Origin of the sequence: Pseudomonas benzenivorans, assembly GCF_033547155.1 — a bacterium.
Lineage (GTDB): Bacteria > Pseudomonadota > Gammaproteobacteria > Pseudomonadales > Pseudomonadaceae > Aquipseudomonas > Aquipseudomonas benzenivorans_B.
Genome location: NZ_CP137892.1, coordinates 365,705 through 391,212 on the forward strand (window position 1 = coordinate 365,705; position 25,508 = coordinate 391,212).

Annotated in this window: 23 protein-coding genes; 12 read left to right on the forward strand and 11 right to left on the reverse strand. The window is 67.9% G+C overall.

The annotated features are described in order from the left end of the window. Positions 1–47: 47 nt before the first annotated feature. The 3 genes from SBP02_RS01765 to gpmI all read right to left on the reverse strand — a co-directional run bounded on the left by SBP02_RS01765 (position 48) and on the right by gpmI (position 4,274). On the reverse strand, positions 48–1,358 hold the full coding sequence (locus SBP02_RS01765; RefSeq protein ID WP_318644705.1) for a S41 family peptidase: 1,311 nt from the start codon (positions 1,356–1,358) through the stop codon (positions 48–50). 32 nt (positions 1,359–1,390) lie between these two features. Next, a complete protein-coding gene (locus SBP02_RS01770) occupies positions 1,391–2,632 on the reverse strand; it encodes a murein hydrolase activator EnvC family protein (protein ID WP_318644706.1) in 1,242 nt (413 codons plus the stop codon). Positions 2,633–2,738: 106 nt separating this feature from the next. Next, on the reverse strand, positions 2,739–4,274 hold the full coding sequence (gene gpmI, locus SBP02_RS01775) for a 2,3-bisphosphoglycerate-independent phosphoglycerate mutase (RefSeq protein WP_318644707.1): 1,536 nt from the start codon (positions 4,272–4,274) through the stop codon (positions 2,739–2,741). A gap of 144 nt (positions 4,275–4,418) precedes the next feature. Between gpmI and SBP02_RS01780 the strand changes: the two genes are divergently transcribed. From SBP02_RS01780 to secB, 3 genes are read left to right on the forward strand one after another with little or no spacing between them, the layout of a single operon-like run. Then, positions 4,419–4,832: a rhodanese-like domain-containing protein gene (locus tag SBP02_RS01780; RefSeq protein ID WP_318644708.1), complete on the forward strand. Its 414-nt coding sequence runs from the start codon at positions 4,419–4,421 to the stop codon at positions 4,830–4,832. Position 4,833: 1 nt separating this feature from the next. Continuing rightward, entirely contained in the window at positions 4,834–5,088 is a 255-nt protein-coding gene (gene grxC / locus SBP02_RS01785; RefSeq protein ID WP_318644709.1) for a glutaredoxin 3, read from the forward strand. A gap of 43 nt (positions 5,089–5,131) precedes the next feature. Next, positions 5,132–5,617 (forward strand): protein-export chaperone SecB, encoded by a 486-nt coding sequence (gene secB, locus SBP02_RS01790; RefSeq protein ID WP_318644710.1) that lies wholly within the window; start codon positions 5,132–5,134, stop codon positions 5,615–5,617. 67 nt (positions 5,618–5,684) lie between these two features. Here secB and trmL read toward each other — a convergent pair whose 3' ends face one another. Beyond that, entirely contained in the window at positions 5,685–6,143 is a 459-nt protein-coding gene (gene trmL / locus SBP02_RS01795) for a tRNA (uridine(34)/cytosine(34)/5-carboxymethylaminomethyluridine(34)-2'-O)-methyltransferase TrmL (protein WP_318644711.1), read from the reverse strand. On the opposite strand from trmL, the gene SBP02_RS01800 reads away from it, so the two are divergent. Then, positions 6,142–6,582 carry a hypothetical protein gene (locus SBP02_RS01800; RefSeq protein WP_318644712.1) on the forward strand — a complete coding sequence of 147 codons (441 nt, stop codon included), beginning with the start codon at positions 6,142–6,144 and terminating at the stop codon, positions 6,580–6,582. The genes trmL and SBP02_RS01800 overlap by 2 nt on opposite strands. Before the next feature lie 271 nt (positions 6,583–6,853). Here SBP02_RS01800 and ntrC read toward each other — a convergent pair whose 3' ends face one another. From ntrC to SBP02_RS01830, 6 genes are all read right to left on the reverse strand, one after another. Then, a complete protein-coding gene (gene ntrC, locus SBP02_RS01805) occupies positions 6,854–8,290 on the reverse strand; it encodes a nitrogen regulation protein NR(I) (protein WP_318644713.1) in 1,437 nt (478 codons plus the stop codon). Continuing rightward, a complete protein-coding gene (glnL, locus tag SBP02_RS01810; RefSeq protein ID WP_318644714.1) occupies positions 8,287–9,375 on the reverse strand; it encodes a nitrogen regulation protein NR(II) in 1,089 nt (362 codons plus the stop codon). Before glnL ends, ntrC begins: the two co-directional genes overlap by 4 nt. Before the next feature lie 197 nt (positions 9,376–9,572). Then, positions 9,573–10,187, reverse strand: coding sequence for a DUF4124 domain-containing protein (locus SBP02_RS01815; protein WP_318644715.1), 615 nt, complete (start codon positions 10,185–10,187; stop codon positions 9,573–9,575). 2 nt (positions 10,188–10,189) lie between these two features. Continuing rightward, positions 10,190–10,750 carry a DUF4124 domain-containing protein gene (locus SBP02_RS01820; protein ID WP_318644716.1) on the reverse strand — a complete coding sequence of 187 codons (561 nt, stop codon included), beginning with the start codon at positions 10,748–10,750 and terminating at the stop codon, positions 10,190–10,192. A gap of 161 nt (positions 10,751–10,911) precedes the next feature. Next, a complete protein-coding gene (glnA, locus tag SBP02_RS01825; protein ID WP_213639661.1) occupies positions 10,912–12,318 on the reverse strand; it encodes a glutamate--ammonia ligase in 1,407 nt (468 codons plus the stop codon). Between the two features lie 143 nt (positions 12,319–12,461). Further along, positions 12,462–12,650 carry a hypothetical protein gene (locus tag SBP02_RS01830; RefSeq protein ID WP_318644717.1) on the reverse strand — a complete coding sequence of 63 codons (189 nt, stop codon included), beginning with the start codon at positions 12,648–12,650 and terminating at the stop codon, positions 12,462–12,464. Here SBP02_RS01830 and thiI point away from each other — a divergent pair. Together thiI and typA are read left to right on the forward strand one after the other, a co-directional pair. Then, positions 12,649–14,103 carry a tRNA uracil 4-sulfurtransferase ThiI gene (gene thiI, locus SBP02_RS01835; protein ID WP_318644718.1) on the forward strand — a complete coding sequence of 485 codons (1,455 nt, stop codon included), beginning with the start codon at positions 12,649–12,651 and terminating at the stop codon, positions 14,101–14,103. The genes SBP02_RS01830 and thiI overlap by 2 nt on opposite strands. A 129-nt stretch (positions 14,104–14,232) precedes the next feature. Beyond that, a complete protein-coding gene (gene typA / locus SBP02_RS01840; protein ID WP_318644719.1) occupies positions 14,233–16,044 on the forward strand; it encodes a translational GTPase TypA in 1,812 nt (603 codons plus the stop codon). Between the two features lie 66 nt (positions 16,045–16,110). On the opposite strand, the gene SBP02_RS01845 is transcribed toward typA, so the two are convergent. Continuing rightward, the gene (locus SBP02_RS01845; protein ID WP_318644720.1) at positions 16,111–16,512 is read right to left on the reverse strand and encodes a YkgJ family cysteine cluster protein; all 402 of its coding nucleotides are present in this window, start codon (positions 16,510–16,512) and stop codon (positions 16,111–16,113) included. A gap of 233 nt (positions 16,513–16,745) precedes the next feature. On the opposite strand from SBP02_RS01845, the gene SBP02_RS01850 reads away from it, so the two are divergent. The 6 genes from SBP02_RS01850 (at position 16,746) to bamE (ending at position 25,506) form a co-directional block, all read left to right on the forward strand. After that, positions 16,746–20,288, forward strand: a complete 3,543-nt coding sequence (locus SBP02_RS01850) for a DUF2339 domain-containing protein (RefSeq protein WP_318644721.1) — start codon at positions 16,746–16,748, stop codon at positions 20,286–20,288. 2 nt (positions 20,289–20,290) lie between these two features. Next, complete coding sequence (locus SBP02_RS01855) at positions 20,291–21,649, forward strand: DUF3999 domain-containing protein (RefSeq protein WP_318644722.1); 1,359 nt, start codon at positions 20,291–20,293, stop codon at positions 21,647–21,649. Positions 21,650–21,827: 178 nt separating this feature from the next. Further along, positions 21,828–23,522, forward strand: a complete 1,695-nt coding sequence (locus tag SBP02_RS01860) for a histidine kinase N-terminal 7TM domain-containing diguanylate cyclase (RefSeq protein ID WP_318644723.1) — start codon at positions 21,828–21,830, stop codon at positions 23,520–23,522. Between the two features lie 36 nt (positions 23,523–23,558). Beyond that, positions 23,559–24,566, forward strand: a complete 1,008-nt coding sequence (locus SBP02_RS01865; RefSeq protein ID WP_318644724.1) for a class 1 fructose-bisphosphatase — start codon at positions 23,559–23,561, stop codon at positions 24,564–24,566. A gap of 19 nt (positions 24,567–24,585) precedes the next feature. Then, a complete protein-coding gene (locus SBP02_RS01870; protein ID WP_318644725.1) occupies positions 24,586–25,188 on the forward strand; it encodes a DUF924 family protein in 603 nt (200 codons plus the stop codon). A 63-nt stretch (positions 25,189–25,251) separates the two neighbouring features. Continuing rightward, positions 25,252–25,506, forward strand: a complete 255-nt coding sequence (gene bamE, locus SBP02_RS01875; RefSeq protein ID WP_318644726.1) for an outer membrane protein assembly factor BamE domain-containing protein — start codon at positions 25,252–25,254, stop codon at positions 25,504–25,506. Positions 25,507–25,508 lie beyond the last annotated feature (2 nt).

The window sequence follows — 25,508 nt, forward strand, 5'->3', positions numbered from 1 at the left end:
AAAAGCCCGGACCTGAGTCCGGGCTTTTTCGTTGCAGCGATCCGCGTTCAGTTGCCGCGCGTGATGTCCAGGCCCTTGAGCAGGTTGAGGGCCTGGGCCAGCTGGTAGTCGTCGTCCTGGGGCCGTGCCGCTCGCGCGGTCTTGCCCTTGCTGGGCCTGTCGGCGCCGCCATTGCCGTTGCTCAGGTGGCCCTGCAGGTCGGCTTCCTTGAAGTCGCCCTGGTCCTGCTCGCGGGTCAGCTTGGCGCGCGCCACCTCGATGTCCGGCACTATGCCCTGGGCCTGGATCGAGCGGCCGTTGGGCGTGTAGTACAGCGCCGTGGTGAGCTTCAGCGCGCGGTCGTTGTTCAGCGGCAGCACGGTCTGCACCGAGCCCTTGCCGAAGCTGTCGGTGCCCATCAGCACGCCGCGCTTGTGGTCCTGCAGGGCGCCGGCGACGATCTCCGAGGCCGAGGCGCTGCCGCCGTTGATCAGCACCACCAGCGCCACGCCCTCGCTGGGGTCGGCGGGGTCGGCGGAGAAGCGCAGCTCGGAGTTGGGGATGCGCCCCTCGGTGTAGACGATCAAGCCTTCCTTGAGGAAGTGGTCGGAGACTTCGACCGCAGCCTGCAGCACGCCGCCGGGGTTGTTGCGCAGGTCCAGGACCAGGCCGCGCAGCTTCTTGCCGTTGTCCTTGCGCAGCTTGTTCAGCGCCTTGAGCACCTCGTCGCCGCTGTTGACCTGGAACTGGGTGATGCGCAGGTAGCCGTAGCCGTCCTCCAGCAGTTGGCTCTTCACGCTGCGGACCTTGATCACCGCGCGGGTCAGCTCGACGTCGAATGGCTTGCCGCCCTCGCGCACCAGGGTCAGCTGGATCTTGCTGCCGGCCTCGCCGCGCATCTTGTCCACCGCCTCGAGCATCGACAGGCCCTTGGTCGGTTGGCCGTCGATCTTGATGATCAGGTCGCCCGGCTGGATGCCGGCCCTGGAGGCCGGGGTGTCGTCGATCGGCGACACCACCTTGACGAAGCCGTCCTCCATGCCGACCTCTATGCCCAGGCCGCCGAACTCGCCACTGGTGCTCTCCTGCAGTTCGCGAAAGGCGTCGATGTCGAGGTAGGCCGAGTGTGGGTCGAGGTTGCTGAGCATGCCCTTGATGGCGTTCTCCAGCAGGGTCTTGTCGCTGATCGGCTCGACGTAGGCGGCCTTGATGCGGTCGAGCACCTCGGCGAAGGTGCGCAGGTCCTCCAGCGGCAGTGGGGCCTTGTCGCTCACCTGGGGGGCGGCCGAATCCGGCGTTTCCGCCGCCTGCAGCAGAGGGGCGCCGCCGAGCAGGGCGATGCTCAGGGCCAGGGGGGTGAGGCGAGACAGATGCGACATGTCGAACTAACTCCTACGGAATAAGGTGGCGCCTATCCTTGCGCGCGGCACCATTGGGCCGGGTCGCTGGGGCGGCCCTGCTGGCGAATGGCGAAATACAGGGCCGGGGTGTCCTGGCCGCCGCTGGTGCCGACGGTGGCGATGGGCTCGCCGGCCTTGACCAGGTCGCCGGGGTCTTTCAGCAGGCTCTGGTTGTGCCCGTACAGGCTGAGATAGCCATTGCCATGGTCGAGAATGACCAGAAGCCCGGCGCCGCGCAACCAGTCGGCGAATACCACCCGCCCGCCATGCACCGCGCGCACCTGGCTGCCGGCGGCGGCGCCGATCAGCACGCCGTCCCATTTGGCCCGGGCGTCGCCCCCGCGGGGGGTGCCGTAGCGCGCCACCAGACGCCCGTCGACCGGCCAGGGCAGCTTGCCGCGGGCCTTGGCGAAGGGGCCGCCAAAGGCTGCGCCGGCGCTGACCAGCGGCCCGCTGGCGCCCCCCGCAGCGGGGGCGCTCTGGCGCTCGCGGGCGGCGAGCAGGGCGCGCTGGCGTGCCTGCTCGGCCTCGCGGGCCTGGCGGGCGAGGGTCTCTTCGATGGTCTTCAGCACCCGGGCCAGCTGCTGCTGTTCCTGCTGGCGGGCCTTGAGCTTGCGGTCGCGGGCGGAGAATTCCCGGTTCAGCTTGGCCAGCACCTGACGCCGCTCCTGGCGTGCCTGGGCGAGCTGCTCGCGGCGGCTGTCGAGGGCGCTCTTCTGCTCCTGCAACAAGGCCTGCTGGCTGGCGATGTCCTGCTCGACGTTGTGCAGCTGGCGCAGGGTTTCGTTGAACAGCGCCAGCTGCTCCATGCGCGCTTCGCTGAGGTAGTCGTAATAGGTGAGGGTACGGGAGAACTGCTCCGGGTTCTGCTGGTTGAGCAGCAGCTTGAGGTACTCCTGGCGTCCGCCCTGGTAGGCGGCGCGGGCCTGGATGCCGATCAGCCGTTGCTGCTCAAGGCGCGCGCCCTGGAGTTTTTTTTTCTCAGTGTCGAGGCGCTGGATTTCCTCTTCGCTCTGCCGCAGCTCCTGCTGCAGGCCCTTGACCTGCTGCTCCAGCTGGCCCATCTCGGTTTCGGTCTTCTGCAGGTCCTTCTGGACCCCGGATCTCTCCTGCTGCAGCTGCTGCAGCAGTTTCTTCAGCTCGGCCACGTCGGCACGGGCGGCTTCCAGCTGCTTCTGGGCGTCGGCCTTGTCGTCGGCGAAGGCCGGGGCGAGCAGGCAGGACAGGAGAATCAGGACGAGGGCGCGAAACATGGGGATGGCGACACCGGGGCGGGGAACGGCCCTAGTATGCCCGTGGTCACGGGCAAAAAAAACGCCCCAGTCCGCAGGGAGTGGGGCGTCGAGGTCCTTCGCGCGCTTACTGCAGGGCGATGATGCTGGTGCCGGTCATTTCCGCCGGCTTCTCCAGGCCCATCAGCGCCAGCAGGGTCGGCGCCACGTCGGCCAGTACGCCGCCCTGGCGCAGGCTGACCGGGCGCTTGCCGACATAGATGAAGGGCACCGGCTCGCAGGTGTGGGCGGTGTGGGCCTGGCCGGTGCAGGCGTCTTCCATCTGCTCGACGTTGCCGTGGTCGGCGGTGATCAGCGCCTCGCCGCCGACCTTGTCCAGGGCCGCGACGATGCGCCCGACGCAGGTGTCCAGGCACTCCACCGCCTTGACCGCGGCGCTGAATACGCCGGTGTGGCCGACCATGTCGCCGTTGGCGTAGTTGACCACTATCAGGTCGTAGCGCTGCTGCTCGATGGCCTCGACGATGCGGTCGGTGACCTCGGGGGCGCTCATCTCCGGCTGCAGGTCGTAGGTGGCGACGTTCGGCGAGGGGATGAGGATGCGCTCTTCGCCTTCGAACGGCTCCTCGCGGCCGCCGGAGAAGAAGAAGGTGACGTGGGCGTATTTCTCGGTCTCGGCGATGCGCAGCTGGGTCTTGCCCTGCTTGGCCAGGTATTCGCCGAGCACGTTGGTCAGGGGCTCCGGCTTGAAGGCGCTGGGCGCCGGAATGCTCGCGGCGTACTGGGTGAGCATGACGAAGCCGGCGGTCTGCGGCACGCGCGGGCGCTGGAATTCGGCGAAGCCCGGCTCGACGAAGGCGCGGGTCAGCTCGCGGGCGCGGTCGGCGCGGAAGTTCATGAACACCACGGCGTCGCCGTCCTCGACCCGCACCGGCGCGCCGATGACCGTGGCCTTGACGAACTCGTCGCTCTCGCCGCGTTCGTAGGCGGCCTGCAGGCCGGCGCCGGCGTCGTCGGCCTGGAACTGGCCCTGGCCGTCGACGATCAGCCGGTAGGCCTGCTCGACGCGGTCCCAGCGGTTGTCGCGGTCCATGGCGAAGTAGCGGCCGATCAGGCTGGCGATGCGGCCCTTGCCCAGTTTGGCGAAGGTGGCGTCGAGCAGCTCGATGGACGACTGGGCGCTTTTGGGCGGGGTGTCGCGGCCGTCGAGGAAGGCGTGCAGGTAGATCTGCTCGGCGCCGCGGCGGGCCGCCAGTTCGGCCATGGCGGCGATGTGCTCCTGGTGGCTGTGCACGCCGCCGTCGGACAGCAGGCCGAGGATATGCACGGCCTTGCCGGCCTCCACCGCCTGGTCCACCGCGGCGCAGATCGCCGCATTCTCGAAGAATTCGCCGTCGCGAATGGCCTTGGTCACCCGAGTGAAGTCCTGGTACACCACGCGGCCGGCGCCGAGGTTCATGTGGCCCACCTCGGAGTTGCCCATCTGCCCGTCCGGCAGGCCGACGTCCATGCCGCTGCCGGAAATCAGGCCGTGGGGCTGGGTCGCGCGCAGGCGGTCGTAGACCGGCGTGGCGGCCGCGTGGATGGCGTTGTACTCGGGGGTGTCGCTGTGGCCGAAGCCGTCGAGGATGATCAGGACCAGGGGTTTGGGCGTGGCGCTCATAAGGCTGGCTCGCTCTGCTGGAAAGGGGCGAAAAAGGCCCGGCATTCTACGGCCAAGCGCCGCTGGCGTCACCGCCGGGCGGGTTTTGGTCGGCCTGTGGGGCTGTGTATACTGGCCGGCATTTTACCGTCCCGGAACCGCACGATGCTTGCCAATCTGATTGAATTTGCCACGACCCACTATGTACTGAGCGGACTGTTCGTCGTCCTCCTGGCGTTGCTGGTGTTCAGCGAACTGCTCAAGGGCGGCAAGAGCCTGAGCAGCCGCGAACTCACGGCGCTGCTCAACAGCGAGCAGGGCGTGGTGCTGGATGTGCGCGCGCAGAAGGATTTTTCCGCCGGGCACATAGTCGGTGCCCTGCACATCCCCTACGAGAAGCTGGCCGCGCGCATCGCCGAGCTGGAGAAGCACAAGGCCAAGACCCTGATCGTGGTCGACGCCATGGGCCAGCAGGCCGGCACCGCCAGCCGCGAGCTGAAGAAGGCCGGTTTCAACGCGGCCAAGCTGGCCGGCGGGATCGCCAGCTGGCGTGGCGACAACCTGCCGCTGGTGAAGTGACATGGTGGCGGTGACCATCTATTCCAGCGACTGGTGTCCCTACTGCATCCGCGCCAAGCAGTTGTTGGCCAGCAAGGGTGTCGACTTCGAGGAGATCAAGGTCGACGGTCAGCCCGAGTTGCGCGCCGAGATGACCCGCAAGGCGCAGCGCACTTCGGTGCCGCAGATCTGGATCGGCGCGACCCATGTCGGTGGTTGCGACGAGCTCTATGCCCTGGAGCGTGCCGGCAAGCTGGACGCGCTGCTCAAGGCATGAGATCAATAGCCCCTTCCTAGTACCCCAACAACAAGGATTTGCCATGACTGAACAAGCCAGCAGTGACGCCGCCCAGGGCGAACAGAGCCCGCAGTTTTCCCTGCAGCGCATCTACATCCGTGACCTGTCCTTCGAGGCGCCGAAGAGTCCGGAAGTCTTCCGCCAGGAGTGGAAGCCGAGCGTTTCCCTGGACCTGAACACCCGTCAGAAGGCTTTGGACGGCGACTTCCACGAGGTGGTGCTGACCCTCTCGGTAACGGTGAAGAACGGCGAGGAAACCGCCTTCATCGCCGAGGTGCAGCAGGCCGGGATCTTCCTGATCAAGGGCCTGGAGGCGGCGGCCATGAGCCACACCCTGGGGGCCTTCTGCCCGAATATCCTGTTCCCCTATGCGCGGGAAACCCTGGACAGCCTGGTGGTGCGTGGCTCCTTCCCGGCCTTGATGCTGGCGCCGGTGAACTTCGATGCGCTCTATGCCCAGGAGCTCAAGCGCATGCAGCAGAGCACCGAGCAGGCCCCGGCCAACTGAGCCACGGCTTTCTCGCCAACAAAAAACGCCCCGCGGGGCGTTTTTTGTTGGCTGCGCGGCGACCGTCTCACAGGGCGAAACCCTGCTGGCGCCAGGCCTCGTAGACCGCCACGGCCACGGTGTTGGACAGGTTGAGGCTGCGGCAACCCTCGCGCATCGGCAGGCGCACCCGGCGTTCGGCGGGCAGGGCATCGCGGATATCCGCCGGCAGGCCGCTGCTTTCCGGGCCGAACAGGAAGGCGTCGCCGGGTTGGTACTGCACCTCGTGGAAGGGCTGCGAACCCTTGGTGGTGAAGGCGAACAGGCGCGGCTGGCCGAGGCTCTGCAGGCAGCTGTCGAGGTCGCTATGGCGCCTGAGGGGGGCGTACTCGTGATAGTCCAGACCGGCGCGGCGCAGGCGTTTGTCGTCCAGCTCGAAGCCCAGGGGTTCGATCAGGTGCAGGTGGCAGCCGCTGTTGGCGCATAGCCTGATAATGTTGCCGGTATTCGGTGGAATTTCCGGTCGGAAGAGGATTACGTGAAACATGCGCGGCTCCGGGCCTGATGATGGTCGGCATTCTACCTCCGATAGCGGCGAGCGGCCGCGTCCCTGGCTGCGGGTGTTCGCCTCGCTGGCGCTGTTCGGTTTCCTCATCGGCATGATGATCGGTCGCCTGCTGCAGCCGGCCGAACTGCGCCTGCAGGAGGTGGAGCTGGTCGGGCAGGGCCTGCATCTGTGGTTCAACGAGGCGCCCAAGGTCCGCGCCAGGCACATCGGCGGTGCCTACGTGCTGCGGGTGGAGACCCTGGGCCGCGAGCAGCAGGGTCAGCTGCGGCTGCAGGGTCGGGCGGTGAACTGGCGCTTGCAGCGGGAGCAACGCGAGCTGGTGTTGCGGCTGGTGGCGGCCCGTCCCCTGCGCGGCGAGTGGCACGCCGAGGAGGTGGACGGGCGCTGGCGGCTGAGGGTCAGCCTGGCGGAGCAATAAAAGCGGGGAATCCCCGGCCTGCCTGTACCAAGGTCCCCGAAACTGGGCGTGCCTGAGTCTATGCAGCTGCTATGCCAGTTTTGTTACCTCGACCCCGGGCCCGCGGGAATGGTGGGTTTCGGCCCTGCCGCAGGCGGCTGCCGGGGATCTGGCGGAGCGTTCCTGTACCGTGGCGGTGCAGTGTGGGGCGGTCGGGCGCCGAGAAGGCGCATGCCGAGGGCAAAGAAAAAGCGGGCACCGGGCCCGCTTTTCTGTGCCGCATGAAGACGGCTCAGTGGTCGTCGCCGTCATCCTCGTCGCCGCCGTCGACCTTCATGCCCAGTTCCTTGATCTTGCGGGTCAGGGTGTTGCGCCCCCAGCCCAGCAGCACGGCGGCGTCGCGGCGGCGGCCGGCGGTGTGCTTGAGGGCGGTCTCGATCATGATCCGCTCGAAGGCCGGCACCGCGCTGTCGAGCAGGCTGGACTGGCCGCGCGTCAGGGCTTGGTCGGCCCACTGGCGCAGGCCCTGTTCCCAGCTGCTCACCGGCATGCTGTCCTGGGGTTGGGCCAGCAGCTCCGGCGGCAGGTCGTCGATGTGCACCTCGCGGCCGGAGGCCATGACGGTGATCCAGCGGCAGGTGTTCTCCAGCTGGCGCACGTTGCCCGGCCAGGGCAGGTGCTGCAGATAGTCCTCGGTCTCGCTCTTCAGCAGCTTGGGCTCCACCGCCAGCTCCAGGGCCGCGCGGCTGAGGAAGTGGCGGGCCAGGGTGGGGATGTCCTCGCGGCGGTCGGCCAGGCGCGGGATATGGATGCGGATGACGTTGAGGCGGTGGAACAGGTCCTCGCGGAACTTGCCGGCCTGCACCAGGTTTTCCAGGTCCTGGTGGGTGGCGGCGATGATGCGCACATCGACCTTGACCGGGGTGTGGCCGCCGACCCGGTAGAACTCGCCGTCGGCCAGCACGCGCAGCAGGCGGGTCTGGGTGTCGGCCGGCATGTCGCCGATCTCGTCGAGGAACAGGGTGCCGCCGTCGGCCTGTTCGAAGCGACCGCGGCGCAGGTTGGCGGCGCCGGTGAAGGCGCCCTTCTCGTGGCCGAACAGCTCCGACTCCATCAGGTCCTTGGGAATGGCCGCCATGTTCAGCGCGATGAACGGCGAGGCGGCACGTGGGCTGTGGCGGTGCAGGGCATGGGCGACCAGCTCCTTGCCGGTACCGGACTCGCCGTTGATCAGCACGGTGATGTTGGAGTGGGAGAGGCGGCCGATGGCGCGGAACACCTCCTGCATGGCCGGGGCTTCGCCGATGATCTCCGGGGTGCGTGGCTGCTCCACCGGCGCCGCCAGGCTCTGCTGCTCCTGGGCGTGCTGGAAGGCACGCTTGACCAGGGATACCGCCTCGTCGACGTCGAAGGGCTTGGGCAGGTATTCGAAGGCGCCGCCCTGGTAGGAGGCCACCGCGCTGTCCAGGTCGGAGTGGGCGGTCATGATGATCACCGGCAGGCGCGGGTGCAGCTCGCGAATCCGCGCCAGCAAGTCGAGGCCGCTGGCCCCGGGCATGCGGATGTCGGAGATGATCACGTCCGGCTGTTCGCGGCTGAGGCGGCCGAGCACGCCGTCGGCGCTGTCGAAGCTCTGGGTGGTCATGCCTTCCTGCTGCAGGGCCTTTTCCAGGACCCAGCGGATGGAGCGGTCGTCGTCGACGATCCAGACGGTTTCACTTCGGCTCATGCAGCGGATGCTCCTTGTTCCAGCGGCAGGAAGATCGAGAACAGGGTATGCCCGGGATGGCTCTCGCACTCGATCAGGCCCTGGTGCTGACTGATGATGTTCTGGGTGATGGCCAGGCCCAGGCCGGTGCCTTCGGCGCGGCCGCTGACCATGGGGTAGAAGATGGTCTCCTGCAGCTCCTGGGGGATGCCGGGGCCGTTGTCGATGATCTCGATGCGCGCCACCAGGCGGTGGCGGGTGTGGCCGATGGTGAACTGGCGCAGGGTGCGGGTGCGCAGGGTGATGCGCCCCAGGCCCAGGTCGTGCTTCTGCGTGGCGATGGCCTGCATGGCGTTGCGCACGATGTTGAGCACCGCCTGGATCATCTGCTCGCGATCGATCAGCAGGTCGGGGATGCTCGGGTCGTAGTCGCGCACCAGAATGATGCTGCCCTGGCTCTCCGCCTCGACCAGGCTGGCGACTCGCTCCAGCACCTCGTGCACGTTGGTCGGCGTCAGCGACGGCAGCTTGTTCGAGCCGAGCATGCGGTCGACCAGGTTACGCAGGCGGTCGGCCTCCTCGATGATCACGTCGGTGTAGTCCTTGAGCTCCGGGGCCGGCAGCTCGCGGGCCAGCAGCTGGGCGGCGCCGCGGATGCCGCCCAGGGGGTTCTTGATCTCGTGCGCCAGGCCGCGCACCAAGAGCTTGGTGGTCTCCTGCTTGGACAGCTGGGCCTCCTCCTTGGTGATCTTCAGCATGCGGTCGCGGGGGTGGACCTCCAGCAGCAGCAGGGTCGCGCCGCGGCTGAGGATGGGGGTCACCGCATAGTCGACGGTCAGGCTCTGGCCGGTCACCGAGGTCAGCACCGCCTCGCGCTTGTTGAACGGGTGGGCCTGCTCGACCGCCTGGCGCAGCGCGCTCAGGGCCTCGGCCGACTCGGTGAACAGCTCGCTGATGAACTGCCCGTGGCTGCGCTGGCCGCTGACGGCCAGGAGCATCTCCGCCGCCGGATTCATGTACTCCAGGCGCAGTTCGCCGTTGAGCAGCAGGGTCGCGGTGGTCAGGTTGTCGAGCAGCAGGCGGTGCAGTGCGTCGTTGATAGTCATAGGCGAGGGCTTTCTGGCAATGGGCAGGAAAATGCAAGAAGCAAACCAAAGCCCCGAAAAGACGCGTGAAACGCGCACGATCGGCGCCGGCGGCCGTGCATCGGCGCAGGGCGGGCGGCGTGGGCGAACCAAAACAGGGAGAGTATAGAAAGGTGGGGCACTCTGCTGCACCAGGTTGGTGCGTGAGCGGCGAGAGCTTAGATGAAGGGGACCAGGGGGATGTCCTGCTTCTCGGCGGGCTTGTCCTTGAGCGGGCATTCCGGGCGCACGCCGTAATCGCCCTTCTGGCAAGGGTTGACCCGGCGCTTCTGCGCCAGGGAGATGCGCTGCATGTGGAAGGGCTGGCTGGGGGTGCGCTCGAGGGTGCGGCCCTGGGCGTCGATGATCTCGATGGCCAGCTGGTGGGTGCCGCGATCGATGTTCTCCAGGGGGAACACCGGGCTGCGGCTGGGCTCGCCCAGGGCCTGGCCGTCCAGCAGCAGGCGATAGTTGTGGCCCTGGAGCAGGGCCGGGTCGCTGCTGGCGGTGACGATCAGGTTACCGGCGCCGTCGCGCACGGTTGCATCGGGCTCCGGCACCAGGATGCGCAACAGCTGGTAGGCCGGTGCCTGCGGCGTGCCGGGGGCGACCGCAAGCGGTGCCGGGCGGGGAGGTGCGGGCATGCTGTTGGCCGGCGCCAGCTGGATGCGCTGGGCGTTGCCGGGCTTGGGCCGGTCGGTGAAGACCCGGTTGCCCTCGGCATCGATGTAGGTATAGACCTCGGCGTGCAGCGGTAGACACAGCAGGGCCAGGCAGAACAGGGCGATGCGCATGGTCAGGGGGCCGGAGTCGGTGGCGGAGGTGGCGGGCGCAGGGCCGGGCTGCTGGTGTTGACCCGTTGCACGGTGAAGGTGACGGTCGGGCTCTGCTGGATCGCCTGCTCGCCACTGAGCACCTCGACCGCCAAGCTGTGCTCGCCGCGGTCGACATTGGTCAGCTGCAGGCGCGGCGCGCGGCTGGGTTGGCCGTAGGGCTGGCCGTCCAGCAGCAGACGCAGACGATGCGCGGCGGCGAGGCGCGGCACTATCGACACCCCGACGCTGAAGGTGCCGTTGTTGGCGCGCAATGCCTCGTCGCTGGGCAGGCCGGTCAGGCGCAGTGTGCGGTAGGGCGGCGCCGACGCGGACGCGGTCGTGCCGCCGGCACTGGCGGCGGGTGCGCTCGGAACCTGCATCTCCACGGTATTAGTCGGCGGCAGCTCGATGCTCTGCGCGGCGCTGCCGTCCGGCGGCTGGTTGGTGAACACCGTATTGCCGTTGGCGTCGGTGTACTTGTAGATCTGTGCGCTGGCCGGCAGGGTCAGGACCAGCAGCAGGCAGGCGAGCATGAGGCGCATGGCCAATCTCCCGGGTGTCGTGCCGCTAAGCGTTGCACCGGTGCGCCGTGCTGGCAAGCCCGAGGCCTTCGCGCTGTGATTGCCGCCCACAAAAAAGGCCCCGCCGGCTGAAGCCGGACGGGGCCTTGGGCATCACGCCGCCTGAGCGGCGCGCAGCGGGCTTAGACGCTGTAGTACAGGTCGTATTCCAGCGGGTGCACGAAGGTGCGCACCTTGATCTCTTCTTCGCTCTTCAGCTCGATGTAGGCATCGATGAAGTCGTCGGAGAACACGCCGCCCTTGGTCAGGAACGCGCGGCCCTTGTCCAGCTCTTCCAGGGCTTCCTTCAGGCTGCCGCACACCTGCGGGATCAGCTTGCCTTCTTCCGGCGGCAGGTCGTACAGGTTCTTGTCGGCCGCATCGCCAGGGTGGATCTTGTTCTGGATACCGTCCAGGCCGGCCATCAGCAGCGCGGCGAAGCACAGGTAGGGGTTGGCAGCCGGGTCCGGGAAACGCGCCTCGATGCGGCGGGCTTTCGGGCTCGACACATAGGGGATGCGGATCGAGGCGGAGCGGTTGCGCGCCGAGTAGGCCAGCATGACCGGCGCTTCGAAGCCCGGGACCAGACGCTTGTAGGAGTTGGTCGACGGGTTGGTGAAGCCGTTCAGCGCCTTGCCGTGCTTGATGATGCCGCCGATGAAGTACAGGGCGGTATCGGACAGGCCGGCATAGCCTTCGCCGGAGAAGGTGTTCTTGCCATCTTTGGAGATGGACATGTGCACGTGCATGCCCGAACCGTTGTCGCCGTACAGGGGCTTGGGCATGAAGGTGGCGGTCTTGCCGTAGGCGTCGGCGACGTTGTGCACGCAGTACTTCAGGGTCTGCACTTCGTCGGCCTTGGCGACCAGGGTGTTGAACTTCACGCCGATTTCGTTCTGGCCGGCAGTGGCCACTTCGTGGTGGTGCACTTCGACGACCAGGCCCATTTCTTCCATGGCATTACACATGGCAGTACGGATTTCGTGGTCGTGGTCGCACGGCGGAACCGGGAAGTAACCGCCCTTGACGGCCGGACGGTGGCCCTTGTTGCCGCCTTCGACGTCCTGATCGGTCATCCAGGAGCCCTGCTCGGAGTAGATCTTGAACATCGAGCCGGAGATGTCGGACTTGAACTTCACCTCGTCGAAGATGAAGAACTCGGGCTCCGGGCCGACGAACACGGTGTCGCCGATGCCGGTGGTCTTGAGGAACTCTTCGGCGCGCTTGGCGATGGAGCGCGGGTCGCGGTCGTAGCCCTGCATGGTGCTCGGCTCGACGATGTCGCAGACGATGATCAGGGTCGGCTCTTCGGTGAAGGGGTCCAGTACGGCGGTCTCGTCGACCGGCATCAGGATCATGTCGGAGGCTTCGATGCCTTTCCAGCCGTGGATGGAGGAACCGTCGAACATCTTGCCGTGTTCGAAGAAGTCTTCGTCCAGGGCGTCGCGCGCCGGCATGGTGACGTGGTGCTGCTTGCCCTTGGTGTCGGTGAAGCGCAGGTCAACCCACTTCACGTCGTGTTCTTTAATCAGTTGAATCGACTTCGACATGCTGTCCTCCAGGTGGATAAGGCTCGTTTCGGTGAGCCCTCGATAGTTCGGTGAAGCCCGGCGCGATAGTCGGCCAGGACAACCTGCCTCACAAGGGAGCAAATTGCATGCCAGTGCCCCGGAATGGGCTGGAAGGCTGAAACTCAGTGCTGGCGGGGGCTGCGCGGCAAGCTGGAGGGTATTTTTGCACCATTTTGATGCTGTCTATTTTGCGATGGCACCAAAATAGTGCGCAGCGAGACCCGCAAGGGTTTTTTGATCAAAGTCTGAGCAATTTCCGCTATAATCCGCGCCCCTGTTTTTTCGGCCACCTCGGCGCGCGCTGCCTTCATGAAATTGATCGTTAAAGTCTTCCCGGAAATCACCATCAAGAGCCGGCCGGTGCGCAAGCATTTCATCCGCCAGCTGGCCAAGAACATTCGCCTGGTGCTGCGCGATCTCGACCCGCAGCTGGTGGTCAATGGCGTCTGGGACAACCTGGAGGTGGAGACCGCGGTCACCGAGGCGAAGGTGCTGCAGGAGATGATCGAGCGGCTGCGCTGCACCCCGGGGCTGATCCATTTCCTGGAAGTGCACGAGTACCCCCTGGGTGATCTCGACGACGTGCTGGACAAGTGCAAGCTGCACTTCGCCGACCAGTTGCCGGGCAAGATCTTCGCCGTGCGCTGCAAGCGCGGCGGCAAACACAGCTTCACCTCCATGGACGTCGAGCGCCATGTCGGCAGCCAGTTGCGCCAGCAGTGCGGCGCCGCCGGCATCGACCTGAAGCAGCCCGAGGTCGAGGTGCGCATGGAGATCCGCGACCAGCGCCTGTTCATCGTCCACCGCCAGCACAACGGCATCGGCGGCTACCCGCTGGGCTCGCTGGAGCAGACCCTGGTGCTGATGTCCGGCGGCTTCGATTCCACGGTGGCCGCCTACCAGATGATGCGCCGCGGCCTGCTCAGCCATTTCTGCTTCTTCAACCTCGGCGGCCGGGCCCACGAACTGGGGGTCATGGAAGTCGCCCACTACCTGTGGCAGCGCTTCGGTCGTTCCCATCGCGTGCTGTTCATCAGCGTGCCGTTCGAGGAAGTGCTCGGCGAGATCCTCGGCAAGGTCGACAACAGCCAGATGGGCGTGGTCCTGAAGCGCATGATGCTGCGTGCCGCCAGCCGCATGGCCGAGCGCCTGCAGATCGACGCCCTGGTCACCGGCGAGGCGATTTCCCAGGTCTCCAGCCAGACCCTGCCCAATCTCACGGTGATCGACGCGGCCATCGACAAGCTGGTGCTGCGCCCGCTGATCGCCAGCCACAAGCAGGACATCATCGACACCGCCTATGCCATCGGCACCGCCGAGTTCGCCAAGCACATGCCGGAATACTGCGGGGTCATTTCGGTCAACCCGACCACCAAGGCCAAGCCGGCGCGCATCGAGTACGAGGAGAGCCAGTTCGACATGGCCATCCTCGAGCGCGCCCTGGAACGCGCCACCCTGCTGCCGATCGACAAGGTGATCGACGAGCTGGGCAAGGACGTGCAGGTCGAGGAAGTCGGCGAGGCCCTGGCCGGCCACGTGGTGATCGACATCCGCCACCCCGATGCCGTCGAGGACGAGCCGCTGGAGCTGCCCGGCGTCGAGGTGCAGGCGCTGCCTTTCTACGCGCTGAACAGCAAGTTCAAGGAGCTGGATGAGGCGCGCCAATACCTGCTGTATTGCGACAAGGGGGTGATGAGCCGCCTGCATGCCCACCACCTGTTGAGCGAGGGGCATGCCAATGTGCGCGTTTATCGTCCGACATAAGACCCCCGGGCTGAATGGCGGCAGCATCCGCCATCGCCCCCCCGACCGTCGGCCGTGCTGACACCCTGTTTGTTCATACTCGCCGCCCAGAATACGCGGCACACCGAATCCTCTGATCGAGATACAAAAGTGATCGAAAATCTACGCAACATCGCCATCATCGCCCACGTCGACCATGGCAAGACCACCCTGGTAGACAAGCTGCTGCGCCTGTCCGGCACCCTGGACCGCAAGGAGCTGGAAAACGAGCGGGTGATGGACAGCAACGACCAGGAAAAAGAGCGTGGCATCACCATCCTGGCGAAGAACACCGCGCTGAAGTGGAAGGGCTACGACATCAACATCGTCGACACCCCCGGCCACGCCGACTTCGGCGGTGAGGTCGAGCGCGTGATGAGCATGGTCGACTCCGTGCTGCTGGTGGTCGACGCCCAGGACGGCCCGATGCCGCAGACTCGCTTCGTCACCCAGAAGGCGTTCAAGGCCGGCCTGCGTCCGATCGTCGTGGTCAACAAGATCGACCGTCCCGGCGCGCGTCCGGACTGGGTCATCGACCAGATCTTCGACCTGTTCGACAACCTCGGCGCCACCGAGGAGCAGCTGGACTTCCCGATCGTCTACGCCAGCGCCCTGAACGGCATCGCCGGCATGGACCACGAGAACATGGACGACCACATGGACGCCCTGTTCCAGGCCATCGTCGACCACGTGCCGGCGCCGAACGTCGACGTCAGCGGCCCGTTCCAGATGCAGATTTCCCAGCTGGACTACAACAGCTTCCTCGGCGTCATCGGCATCGGCCGCATCGCCCGCGGCAGCGTCAAGACCAACACCCCGGTGGTGGCCATCGGCGCCGACGGCAAGAAGCGTCAGGGCCGCATCCTGAAGATCATGGGCCACTCCGGCCTGCAGCGCGTCGAAGTCGCCGAGGCCCAGGCCGGCGACATCGTCTGCGTCAGCGGCATGGACGAGCTGTACATCTCCGACACCCTGTGCGACATGAACAACGTCGAGGCCCTGCCGCCGCTGTCGGTGGACGAGCCGACCGTGTCCATGACCTTCCAGGTCAACGACTCGCCGTTCTGCGGCAAGGAAGGCAAGTTCGTCACCAGCCGCAACATCAAGGAGCGTCTGGAGAAGGAACTGCTGCACAACGTCGCCCTGCGCGTGCAGGAAGGCGACAGCGCCGACAAGTTCAAGGTCTCCGGTCGCGGCGAGCTGCACCTGTCGGTACTGATCGAAACCATGCGCCGCGAAGGCTTCGAGATGGCCGTGGGCCGTCCGGAAGTGGTGATCAAGGAGGTCGACGGCGTCAAGCAGGAGCCCTACGAGAACGTCATCATCGACATCGAAGAGCAGCACCAGGGTCCGGTCATGGAACAGATGGGCCTGCGCAAGGGCGATCTGACCAACATGGTGCCGGACGGCAAGGGGCGCATTCGCCTGGAGTACACCGTGCCGGCCCGCGGCCTGATCGGTTTCCGCAACGCCTTCCTGACCATGACCTCGGGCAGCGGCATCCTCACCTCGACCTTCAGCCACTACGGCCCGATCAAGCTGGGCGAAGTCGCCCACCGCCAGAACGGCGTGCTGGTCTCCATGGCCACCGGCAAGGCGCTGACCTACTCGCTGGAAACCCTGCAGGACCGCGGCAAGCTGTTCCTCGAGCCGGGTCAGGACATCTACGAAGGCCAGCTGTGCGGCATCAACAGCCGCGACAACGACCTGGTGATCAACCCCACCAAGGGCAAGAAGCTCGACAACATGCGCGCTTCCGGCAAGGACGAAACCATCCAGCTGGTGCCGCCGATCAAGTTCACCCTGGAACAGGCGCTGGAGTTCATCGATGACGACGAGCTGGTGGAAGTGACGCCGAAGTCGATCCGCCTGCGCAAGAAGTTCCTCAACGAGAACGACCGCAAGCGCGCCAGCAAGGGCTAAGTCCTGGCTGCAATGAAAAAGCCCCCGTCGGTGTGAGCCGGCGGGGGCTTTGTCTTTTCTGGCTAGCTACTTCAAGGGTTTCGGCTTGTAGGCGCAGTAGCCCGGGCGCGGGCCGACCTTGGGGTGGTTGCGGCAGGTGTCCGGACGCTTGTCGTAGATGGTGCACAGGCGCGACTTGCGATCGAGATAGAGGCAGTCGTTGTTGCTCATGCGCGCCAGGGTGAAGACCCCCGACTTCTGGTTGAAACGCTCGACTATGCCTTCTTTCTGCAGGCGCCTGGCGATGTTCTTCGCCGGCTCGCCGCGCTCGAACTCGTCGACCACGCCGATGCGGATCAGGTCGCCGATGCGCGCTTCCACCGGCAGGGTGCAGCAGCTGGACATGCAGCTGTGGCACATGTCGGCGCTGTATTTGGCCCAGGTATCCAGGCGGTCGAGTTCGGCGGCGGCGATCAGGTTGTTCTTCATGGCGTTGGCTGTGCGTTGGCGAGGCGGTGGGCGATGATAGCGGCGTTGGTGAAAATGTGAACACACTTCTGCCGGTTGGTCGATTCAACCTGCCGTCGATGCCAGACTTGTGTCCGCTGCGCCCGGGGCGGGCGTCTCCCTGAGTAGCCGCTACCTATACTGAGCGGCGCCGCGAGCGGTGCCACAGGCTCGGTGCGGCGGCTGAACATTTCTAGCGGATCGGGAAATGCTGCATGCAATGGATCTTCATGCTGGTGGGTTTGGTGTTGGGAACCCTGGCCGGGGAGTCGCTCGGCGCCGCGTTGCTGGGCGGCCTGCTGGGCCTGAGCCTGGGGCAGGCCTTCAGGCTGCAGGCGCTGGCCCGGCAGAACGCCGAGCTGGCGGCGCAGCTGGAGGGGTTCGCCGAACGTTTCGAGCGCGGTACCACGGCGATCCATGAGCGCCTGCTCAGGGTCGAACAGGCCCAGGCGGCCGCCCCCGGGGCCGAGGCGGAACCTGTAGCGGCGGCCGAGCCCGTGCCCCCTGAGCCGGACTGGACCCTGGACATAGAGCCGCAGGCCGCCGAAATCGGGCCGGCACCGGCCGAGGCCGATGCGGCGGCGAGCCAGGGGGCTGCCATGGCAACGGACGGCGATGCCGGCTGGGCCCGGCCGGCGCGCGGGCCCTCGGTGTTCCAGCGCGCACTGGCCAAGGCCAAAGCCTGGCTGCTGGGGGGCAACACCCTGCTGCGGGTCGGGGTGCTGCTGCTGTTCCTCGGCCTGGCCTTCCTCCTGCGTTACGCCACCGAGGGGCTGGTGCTGCCGGTGGAGCTGCGCTACGCCGGCGTCGCCGCCAGTGCGATCGCCCTGCTCGGCCTGGGCTGGTGGCTGCGCTGGCGTAATCCCGGCTATGCCCTGGTGCTGCAGGGGGCGGGCGTCGGCGTGCTGTACCTCACGGTATTCGCCGCAATGCGCCTGCATCCGCTGCTGCCCGCGGGCCTGGCCCTGGCGCTGCTGGTGCTGGTGACCTGCAGCTCGGCCATCCTCGCGGTGGCGCAGAACGCCCTGGGCCTGGCCGCCGCGGCAGCCCTCGGCGGCTTCGCCGCGCCCATCCTGACCTCCACCGGCAGCGGCGATCATGTGGCCCTGTTCGGCTATTTCGCCCTGCTCAACGCCGGCATTCTGACCATCGCCTGGTTCAAGGCCTGGCGCCTGCTCAACCTGATCGGCTTCGTCGGCACCTTCAGCATCGGCCTGGCCTGGGGGCTGCGGGCCTATACCCCGGAGCTGCTGTGGAGCACCGCGCCCTTCCTCTGGCTGTTCTTCCTGATGTACCTGGCCATCGGCCTGCTGTTCGCCCGGCGCAAGCTGCGCGAGGCGGCGCAGGCGCCGAGCGGGCGCGGCGAGTTGCTGCGCTGGTCGGCCGGGCAGGGCGACTACCTCGACGCCACCGTGCTGCTCGGCCCGCCGCTGGTCGGTTTCGGCCTGCAGTTCGCCCTGGTGCAGCACCTCGAGTTTGCCGCGGCCTTCAGCGCCCTGGGCCTGGGCCTGCTCTACCTGAGTCTGGCCCGGCTGCTGGCCGGCCGCACCGCCGGCCGCGCGCTGCTGCTGGTGGAAACCTGCCTGGCCCTGGGGGTGGTGTTCGCCAGCCTGGCGATTCCCCTGGGCCTGGACGCGCGCTGGACCTCGGCGGCCTGGGCGGTGGAGGGCGCCGGCGTCTACTGGCTGGCGCTGCACCAGCGCCGCGGCCTGGCGCGGGCCTTCGCCCTGTTGCTGCAGTTCGGCGCGGCGCTGGCCTACCTGGGCGAGCTGCGCGTCGGCGTGCAATCGTTGCTCGACGGCGCGGTGCTGGGGGCGCTGCTGCTCGGCGTGGCGCTGTCGTTCAGCTACTGGCAGCTGCGCCAGGCGCCTGCCGAGGCCAGCAGCACCTGGGAGCGGCGCGGCTCGTCGCTGCTGGCCGGTGCCGGCCTGGCCTTCCTCTACCTGATGGCGCCGCTGAGTTTCGCCGTCGCCGGCAGCGTCATCGCCTGGGCGGTGGCCGGGCTGCTGACCCTGCTGCTCGGCCTGCGCCTGCAGGCCCGGGTGCTGCTGCTGGCAGCCTGCGCCGTGCAGCTGCTCGGCGGCCTGTTGTTGCTGTTGCAGCTGGGCGGCGTGCCAGGGCTCGGCGTCGAGGCGGGCGGCGGGCTGCTGTTGTCTGCCGCGCTGCTGGCCGCGCTGCTAGTCGCCGGCCTGTTTTGGGCGGTCCGCCTGACGCGTCTGGGCATCGACCGCCGGGTGCTGTTCGGGGGCGCGGCGTTGTTGCTGCTGGCTCTGGGCAGTTTCCAGCTGATGCAGCCGTATGTCCTGCCCGGCAGCGGCGCGGTCTGGGGCGCCGCCGCGCTGCTGGTGCTCGGGTTCAGCCAGCAGCTGCAACGGCGCGTCGGTTTCGCCCTGGCCCTGGCGCTGCAGTTCGCCAGTGGCCTGGCCCTGCTGATCGCCGGCCGACTGCTGCTGGACCAGGGCGGCGGCGACGGCCTGTGGCCGCTGGCCCATGCCGAGTTCTGGGCGCCCGCGGCCCTGGCCCTGGTCGCACTGCTGGCCGCCTGGCGCCTGCAGGTCCGGGGGCGCGGCGAGGCGCCGGCGCGGCTGGACGGGCTCGGCTTGCCCCTGGCCCCGGTGCTGCTGGTATGGGGCGTGGCCTGGCTGGGCCTGGCGCTGGCCGGCGAGCTGCTGCGTTTCGTCGAGGGCAGCGGCTTGCAGAGTGCGGCCCTGTTACTGGCGGCGGCGCTGAGCGCGTTGCTGGCCGGGATGTTGGCGCAGCGCCGGCAGTGGCCGGAGCTGGCACTGCTCGGCGGCCTGCTGCTGCCGGTGGCGGCGGTGGTGCTGCTGCAGGCCTGGCACTGGCGCTATCAGCCCTCGGCGCATTTCGGCTGGCTGGCCTGGCCGGCGCTGTTCGCCGCGCACTTCTGGCTGCTGCGCCGCCTGGCCCCGCTGTTGCCGGCCGGTGCCCGCAGCGCCAGCCATGTGCTCGGCTGCTGGCTGCTGCTGGCGGTCATCGCCCTGGAGTTGCGCTACCGCTTCCTCGCCCTGGCCGAGCACTACAACGCCTGGCGCTGGCTCGGCTGGGCGTTGCTGCCCAGCGCCTACCTCTGGCTGATGGCGCGGCCACGCCGCCGGCCTTGGCCGCTGGCGGATTACCCGCGCGAGTATCGGGTGCTGGCGGCGCTGCCGTTGGCCCTGCTGATGCTCGCCTGGTTCTGGTTGGCCAACGTCCTCAGCGCCGGTGAGGCTGCGCCGCTGCCCTACCTGCCGCTGCTCAATCCGCTGGAACTGGGGCTGCTGCTGAGCCTCGCCGCGCTCTATGCCTGGGCGTCGATGAGCCTGCCAGAGCTGGGCCTGACGGCGGCGCGCAGTCGCCTGCTGCTCAAGCTGCTGGTCGGCGCCTCGCTGTTCGCCCTGTTCACCGCCCTGGTGATGCGCACGGCTCACCACTGGGGCGGTGTGCCCTATCGCCTGCAGCCCCTGCTCGACTCGATGCTGGTGCAGGCCGGGCTGTCCATCGTCTGGACCCTGATCGCCCTGCCGCTGATGGTCTTCGGTCATCTGCGCCGGCGCCGCGAGCTGTGGCTGGTCGGCGCGGCGCTGATCGCCGTGGTGGTGGCCAAGCTGTTCTTCGTCGAGCTGGGCAATCGCGGCGGGCTGGAGCGCATCGTGTCCTTTATCGGGGTTGGCGTGCTGCTGCTGGTGGTCGGCTACTTCGCCCCCTTGCCGCCTGCCCGGCAGGATCGGGTGCGGCCTCTGGAAGAGGAGCGGGTATGAGGATGAGACAAGATCGTGGGCGCGCCTGGCTGCTGCTCTGTGGGCTGCTGTGCGGTTTCGCCGGCCAGGCCACGGAACGGCCCGCCGACTACGCCTGGCAGCTGCCGCTGAGCTTGACCGGCGAGGGGCCCTGGTACCGCCTGGAGCTGCCCATGGCCGCCCATCTTGCCGCCCGCCACGCCGACCTGCGCGACCTGCGGGTGTTCAACGGCGAGGGCGAGGCGCTGGCCTATGCCCTGGTGCGCAGCCCGGCGCAGGAAACCCTGCATGAGCACGAGGTGCGCTGGTTCGCGCTGTACGACGAGGCCGAGGACCTGGCCGACTCGCCGGGACTGCGGGTGCGGCGCAGCGCCAGCGGCACGCTGATCGAGCTGCTCGAGACGCAGCTGGTGGCGCAGCCGGCCGCCTTGCGCGGCTGGCTGCTCGACGCCAGCGCCGTCGAGCAGCCGCTGGCACGCCTGCGGCTGGACTGGAGCAGCGAGCAGGAGGGCTTTCAGCACTTTCGTATCGAGGCCAGCGACGACCTGCGCACCTGGCGCCCCTGGGGGCAGGGCCAGCTGGCACGCCTGTCGTTCGCCGACGAGCGCATCGAGCAGCGCCAGGTCGAGCTGCCGGGGCGCCGGGCGCGCTACCTACGGCTGCTGTGGCAGAGCCCGCGGCAGGCGCCGCAGCTGACCGCCGCACGGCTGTTCAGTCGGCCCCGCGACAGCCTGTCGCTGCCCCTGGTGTGGTCCGAACCCTTGCCGGCGCAGCGTGCCGCGGGCGGTGCCTACCAGTGGCAGTTGCCGCTGGCGCTGCCGCTAGAGCGGATCAGGATCGAACTGGGGCCGGACAACAGCCTGGCCCCGGTGCGGGTCAGCGGCCGGGGCGGCGGGCAGGGGCGCTGGCGTCCGCTGGGCAGCGGCCTGCTCTACCGCGTGACGGAGCCGGGAGGCGAGCTGCGCCAGGACGAGCTGGCCCTGGCCGGTGCCGCCGTGCAGCAGCTGCGCCTGGAGGTGGACGAGCGTGGTGGCGGCCTGGGAGGCGCGCCGTATCTGCGGCTCGGCCTGCGCGCCACCGTCCTGGTATTCCTGCAGCGGGGTAGCCCACCCTATCGCCTGGTTCTGGGCAATCCAGATGCGGCATCGGCGGCCTTGTCGCCCCATAGCCTGATCCCGGGCTTTAGCCCGGAGCGCCTGGAGCGGCTCGACACGGCCGAGCTCGAGCCGGGCGCCGCGCTGCAGGCCACTGCGCCCGAGGGCGGCGCGCCGGCCTGGCGGCGCTGGGGGCTGTGGGCGCTGTTGCTGCTGGGCGTGGGCTTGCTGGCGCTGATGGCCGTCAGCCTGTTGCGGCGGACGCGTACGCCCGAGTCTGGGGCGTGAACGAGATAAAACCATAGCCTTGGCATGGAATTGCAGTATCGTGAGTGCCGGATATTGGTTGAGTGCTAGGTCAGGAAGGCCTTTTGTTCATTTCGATCCTCTTCTCAGTCCCTTCGGTGCTTAGGCCGCTGTACCGCCACGACGGTTTCGCGGTCGTCGGGCGCCCGGGGAGCGAACGGTGAACGGCCAGCTCACCGCCGCCTGGCTGCTCAGCGGTCCGGTGCTGTTCACCGCGCTGCTGTGCTGCGGGGTGTTGCTGCTGGCCCACTGGCTCCTGCGTCAGCGGAGTTTCCCCGGGCGCGAAAGCTTTATCGTGCTGCATGTCGCCAGCCTCTGGTGGCTGCTCGCGGCCGGCCTGGAGATGGCCGTGCAGGATGCCGACAGCAAGGTGTTCTGGGCCAGCATGGCCTGGCCGGGCATCGTCCTGACGCCGACCTTCTGGGCGGTGTTCCTCTGGCAGTACGTCAACAGCGTGCGGCGGCCGTTGCCCAGGCGGGCGGTGCTGGCCCTGACCCTGGTGCCCGGGCTCATCTGGGCGATGGCCCTGAGCAATCCCTGGCACGGGTTGTTCTACGGGGCGGGTACGGCTCCGCTGTCGGCGCAGGCGGGGGCGCCGATCCGCTACCAGCACGGTCCGCTGTTCTACCTGGCGGCGGCCTACGTGTACCTGTTCATGGCCTTCTGCATGGGCGTGGTAATCCGCGCGGCGGCCCTCAGCAAGGGGGTCTACCGTCGTCATTACCTGGCCTTCGTGCTGGTCACTGCGCTGCCCTGGTTGGCCAACCTCGGCTATGTCGGCTTCGGCTGGATGCTGTTCGGTTTCGACCCCACCCCCTTCACGTTCACCTTCACCCTGGTGGCCTTCGCCTGGCTGATCATCGGCGTGCGTCTGTTCGATCTGCTGCCGGTGGCCCGTCATCTGCTGCTCGAGGCCCTGCTCGACCCGGTGCTGGTGGTCGACCCGCACCGCCGGGTGGTCGAGGCCAATCCGGCGGCGCTCAAGCTGGCCGGCCTGGGGGAGGGCTGGCAGGGACGCAGGCTGCTCGATTGGCCGGTGTTCGGTGCAGAGCTGCAGTGCCTGCTGGTCGAGCAGGGGGGCGAGCAGGAGAATCGCCTGCTGACCCTGAGCGACCCGGCGCGTTACTTCGAGGTGCGGGTGCGTACCATCGAGCGGGTCACCCACAGCGGCACCTTCGATATCGGTCGCATGCTCTACCTGCGCGATGTCACCCAGCGCCACCTCGGCGAGCTCGAGCTGGCCGAGGCCCTGGCGCTCAGCGAGGAGCGCCTGCGCACCATTTCCAGCCTGCACGAGCAGCTGCAGGCCCAGGCGTTGCGCGACCCGCTGACCGGGCTGTACAACCGCCGCTACCTGGACGAGTTCTTCGCCCGCGAATTGGCCCGGGCCCGGCGCGATGGCACGCCGTTGGCCCTGGCGTTGATCGACCTGGATCACTTCAAGCAGCTCAACGACGCCTACGGCCATTTGGAGGGCGACGACGTGCTCAAGGCCGTGGCTCAGTACCTGTGCAGCAATACCCGTGGTTCCGATGCGGTGTTCCGCTTCGGCGGCGAGGAGTTCCTGCTGATCCTGCCCGGCGCCGATGTGCAGGAGGCCCGCCAGCGCCTGGAGGGGCTCTGCCAGGGCCTGGCCGCGCAGCCGCTGGCGACCCGTGGCGGCGTCCGGCGGGTGACCCTGTCCGCTGGCCTGGCCGTGCTGCCCGAGCAAGGCCTGGAGCTGGACCCGCTGCTGGGGGCCGCGGACCTTGCGCTGTACCGGGCCAAGGCGGCCGGGCGCAACCGGGTGTGCGTCTCGCCGGCGCGTGCCCCCACCTATCCAGGCGCTGAGGCGCCGCAGCCGATAAAGGGGTAAACTGCGCGGGTTTTTTATTCCTTCCCGGAGCCGTCCATGTCCCGCGTTACCCTGAGCCGCTATCTGATCGAGCAGACCCGCAGTCACAACACCCCCGCCGATCTGCGTTTCCTTATCGAGGTGGTGGCGCGGGCCTGCAAGGCGATCAGCCATCAGGTGTCCAAGGGTGCCCTGGGCGGTGTGCTCGGCAGCATGGAAACCGAGAACGTGCAGGGCGAGGTGCAGAAGAAGCTCGACGTGCTGTCCAACGAGATCCTCCTGGAGGCCAACGAGTGGGGCGGTCACCTGGCCGGCATGGCCTCCGAGGAGATGGACAAGGCCTACCAGATTCCCGGCCACTATCCCAAGGGCGCCTACCTGCTGGTGTTCGACCCGCTGGACGGCTCGTCGAACATCGACGTCAACGTCTCGGTCGGCACCATCTTCTCGGTGCTGCGTTGCCCTGAGCGCAACGGCGAGGAGGGCGACCTGGGCGAGGAGGCCTTCCTCCAGCCGGGCACCCAGCAGGTGGCCGCCGGCTACGCCATCTACGGCCCGCAGACCATGCTGCTGCTGACCCTGGGCAACGGCGTCAAGGGCTTCACCCTGGACCGCGAGCTGGGCAGCTTCGTGCTGACCCACGACAACATCAAGGTGCCGGAAACCACCAAGGAATTCGCCATCAACATGTCCAACCAGCGCCACTGGGAGGCGCCGGTGCAGCGCTACGTGTCCGAGCTGCTGGCCGGCGAGACCGGACCGCTGGAGAAGAACTACAACATGCGCTGGATCGCCTCGATGGTCGCCGACGTGCACCGCATTCTCACCCGCGGCGGCATCTTCATGTACCCGCGCGACGGCCGCGATCCTTCGATGCCCGGCAAGCTGCGCCTGATGTACGAGGCCAACCCGATGTCCTTCATCATCGAGCAGGCCGGCGGCGCCGCCACCAACGGCACCCAGCGCATCCTCGACATCCAGCCGACCTCGCTGCACCAGCGGGTGGCGGTGTTCCTCGGCTCCAAGCAGGAAGTCGAGCGGGTTACCGCCTACCATCAGGAGTGAGCCCACGGGAGGAGCGGCGATGAGTGCGCCCTGGCAAGCCTTGCTCGACTGGTGGTTCGGCCCGCAGGCGTCGGCGGCCGAGGTGGCGGCGAGCCGTTCCGGGTTGTGGTTCGGCAAGCGCGACAGCCAGGATGCCGAGGCCCGTGAGCGCTTCGGCGCCCTGGTCGAGCAGGCCCTGACCGGCGGCCTGGGCGACTGGGCCGAGGAACCCAGGGGCTGGCTGGCTCTGATCCTGCTGCTCGACCAGCTGCCGCGGATGATCCATCGCGACAGCCCCCGGGCCTTCGCCGGCGATGCCCGGGCCCGCGAGCTGGTGTTCGCCGGCCTGGACGGCGAGCACGAGGCGGCCCTGGCGCCGATCCAGCGGGTGTTCGTCTACCTGGTGCTGGAGCATGCCGAGGACCTGCTGCTGCAGGACGAGGCGCTGCGGCGCTTCACCCGTCTACTGGATGCGGCGCCCGCCGCCGAGCGTAAGCAGTTCGCCGACTACCTGGACTACGCCGAGCGTCACCAGCGCATCATCGCCCGCTTCGGTCGTTTCCCTCATCGCAACGCCATTCTCGGCCGGCCCTCGAGCGAGGAGGAACTGCGCTTCCTCGAGGAACCCGGCTCGCGCTTCTGACGTCCAACCGAGTCTATCCCGGGGCCGGCTGCCGGCCCGCTCACCTTTTTGCGGAGTACCTGCATGTCGTTTCGCCCCCTCGCCCTGATCGCCCTCTGCGTGTTGCTGGCCGCCTGCAACAAGGTCAACCAGGCCAACTATTCGAAGCTGCAGGCCGGCATGAGCAAGACCGAGGTCGAGCAGCTGCTCGGCGCGCCCAGCGAGTGCGCCGGCGCCCTGGGCATCACCAGCTGCACCTGGGGCGACGAGCAGAGCATGATCAGCGTGCAGTTCGCCGGCGACCAGGTGCTGATGTTCTCCGGCAAGGGGCTCAAGTAAGG

Excerpts from the sequence above, each read along its gene's own strand:
- SBP02_RS01765 (WP_318644705.1), bottom strand. The coding sequence starts at position 1,358 with ATGTCGCATCTGTCTCGCCTCACCCCCCTGGCCCTGAGCATCGCCCTG.
- SBP02_RS01770 (WP_318644706.1), bottom strand. The coding sequence starts at position 2,632 with ATGTTTCGCGCCCTCGTCCTGATTCTCCTGTCCTGCCTGCTCGCCCCG.
- gpmI (WP_318644707.1), bottom strand. The coding sequence starts at position 4,274 with ATGAGCGCCACGCCCAAACCCCTGGTCCTGATCATCCTCGACGGCTTC.
- SBP02_RS01780 (WP_318644708.1), top strand. The coding sequence starts at position 4,419 with ATGCTTGCCAATCTGATTGAATTTGCCACGACCCACTATGTACTGAGC.
- grxC (WP_318644709.1), top strand. The coding sequence starts at position 4,834 with ATGGTGGCGGTGACCATCTATTCCAGCGACTGGTGTCCCTACTGCATC.
- secB (WP_318644710.1), top strand. The coding sequence starts at position 5,132 with ATGACTGAACAAGCCAGCAGTGACGCCGCCCAGGGCGAACAGAGCCCG.
- SBP02_RS01800 (WP_318644712.1), top strand. The coding sequence starts at position 6,142 with ATGCGCGGCTCCGGGCCTGATGATGGTCGGCATTCTACCTCCGATAGC.
- trmL (WP_318644711.1), bottom strand. The coding sequence starts at position 6,143 with ATGTTTCACGTAATCCTCTTCCGACCGGAAATTCCACCGAATACCGGC.
- ntrC (WP_318644713.1), bottom strand. The coding sequence starts at position 8,290 with ATGAGCCGAAGTGAAACCGTCTGGATCGTCGACGACGACCGCTCCATC.
- glnL (WP_318644714.1), bottom strand. The coding sequence starts at position 9,375 with ATGACTATCAACGACGCACTGCACCGCCTGCTGCTCGACAACCTGACC.
- SBP02_RS01815 (WP_318644715.1), bottom strand. The coding sequence starts at position 10,187 with ATGCGCATCGCCCTGTTCTGCCTGGCCCTGCTGTGTCTACCGCTGCAC.
- SBP02_RS01820 (WP_318644716.1), bottom strand. The coding sequence starts at position 10,750 with ATGCGCCTCATGCTCGCCTGCCTGCTGCTGGTCCTGACCCTGCCGGCC.
- glnA (WP_213639661.1), bottom strand. The coding sequence starts at position 12,318 with ATGTCGAAGTCGATTCAACTGATTAAAGAACACGACGTGAAGTGGGTT.
- thiI (WP_318644718.1), top strand. The coding sequence starts at position 12,649 with ATGAAATTGATCGTTAAAGTCTTCCCGGAAATCACCATCAAGAGCCGG.
- SBP02_RS01830 (WP_318644717.1), bottom strand. The coding sequence starts at position 12,650 with ATGAAGGCAGCGCGCGCCGAGGTGGCCGAAAAAACAGGGGCGCGGATT.
- SBP02_RS01845 (WP_318644720.1), bottom strand. The coding sequence starts at position 16,512 with ATGAAGAACAACCTGATCGCCGCCGCCGAACTCGACCGCCTGGATACC.
- SBP02_RS01850 (WP_318644721.1), top strand. The coding sequence starts at position 16,746 with ATGCAATGGATCTTCATGCTGGTGGGTTTGGTGTTGGGAACCCTGGCC.
- SBP02_RS01855 (WP_318644722.1), top strand. The coding sequence starts at position 20,291 with ATGAGACAAGATCGTGGGCGCGCCTGGCTGCTGCTCTGTGGGCTGCTG.
- SBP02_RS01865 (WP_318644724.1), top strand. The coding sequence starts at position 23,559 with ATGTCCCGCGTTACCCTGAGCCGCTATCTGATCGAGCAGACCCGCAGT.
- SBP02_RS01870 (WP_318644725.1), top strand. The coding sequence starts at position 24,586 with ATGAGTGCGCCCTGGCAAGCCTTGCTCGACTGGTGGTTCGGCCCGCAG.
- bamE (WP_318644726.1), top strand. The coding sequence starts at position 25,252 with ATGTCGTTTCGCCCCCTCGCCCTGATCGCCCTCTGCGTGTTGCTGGCC.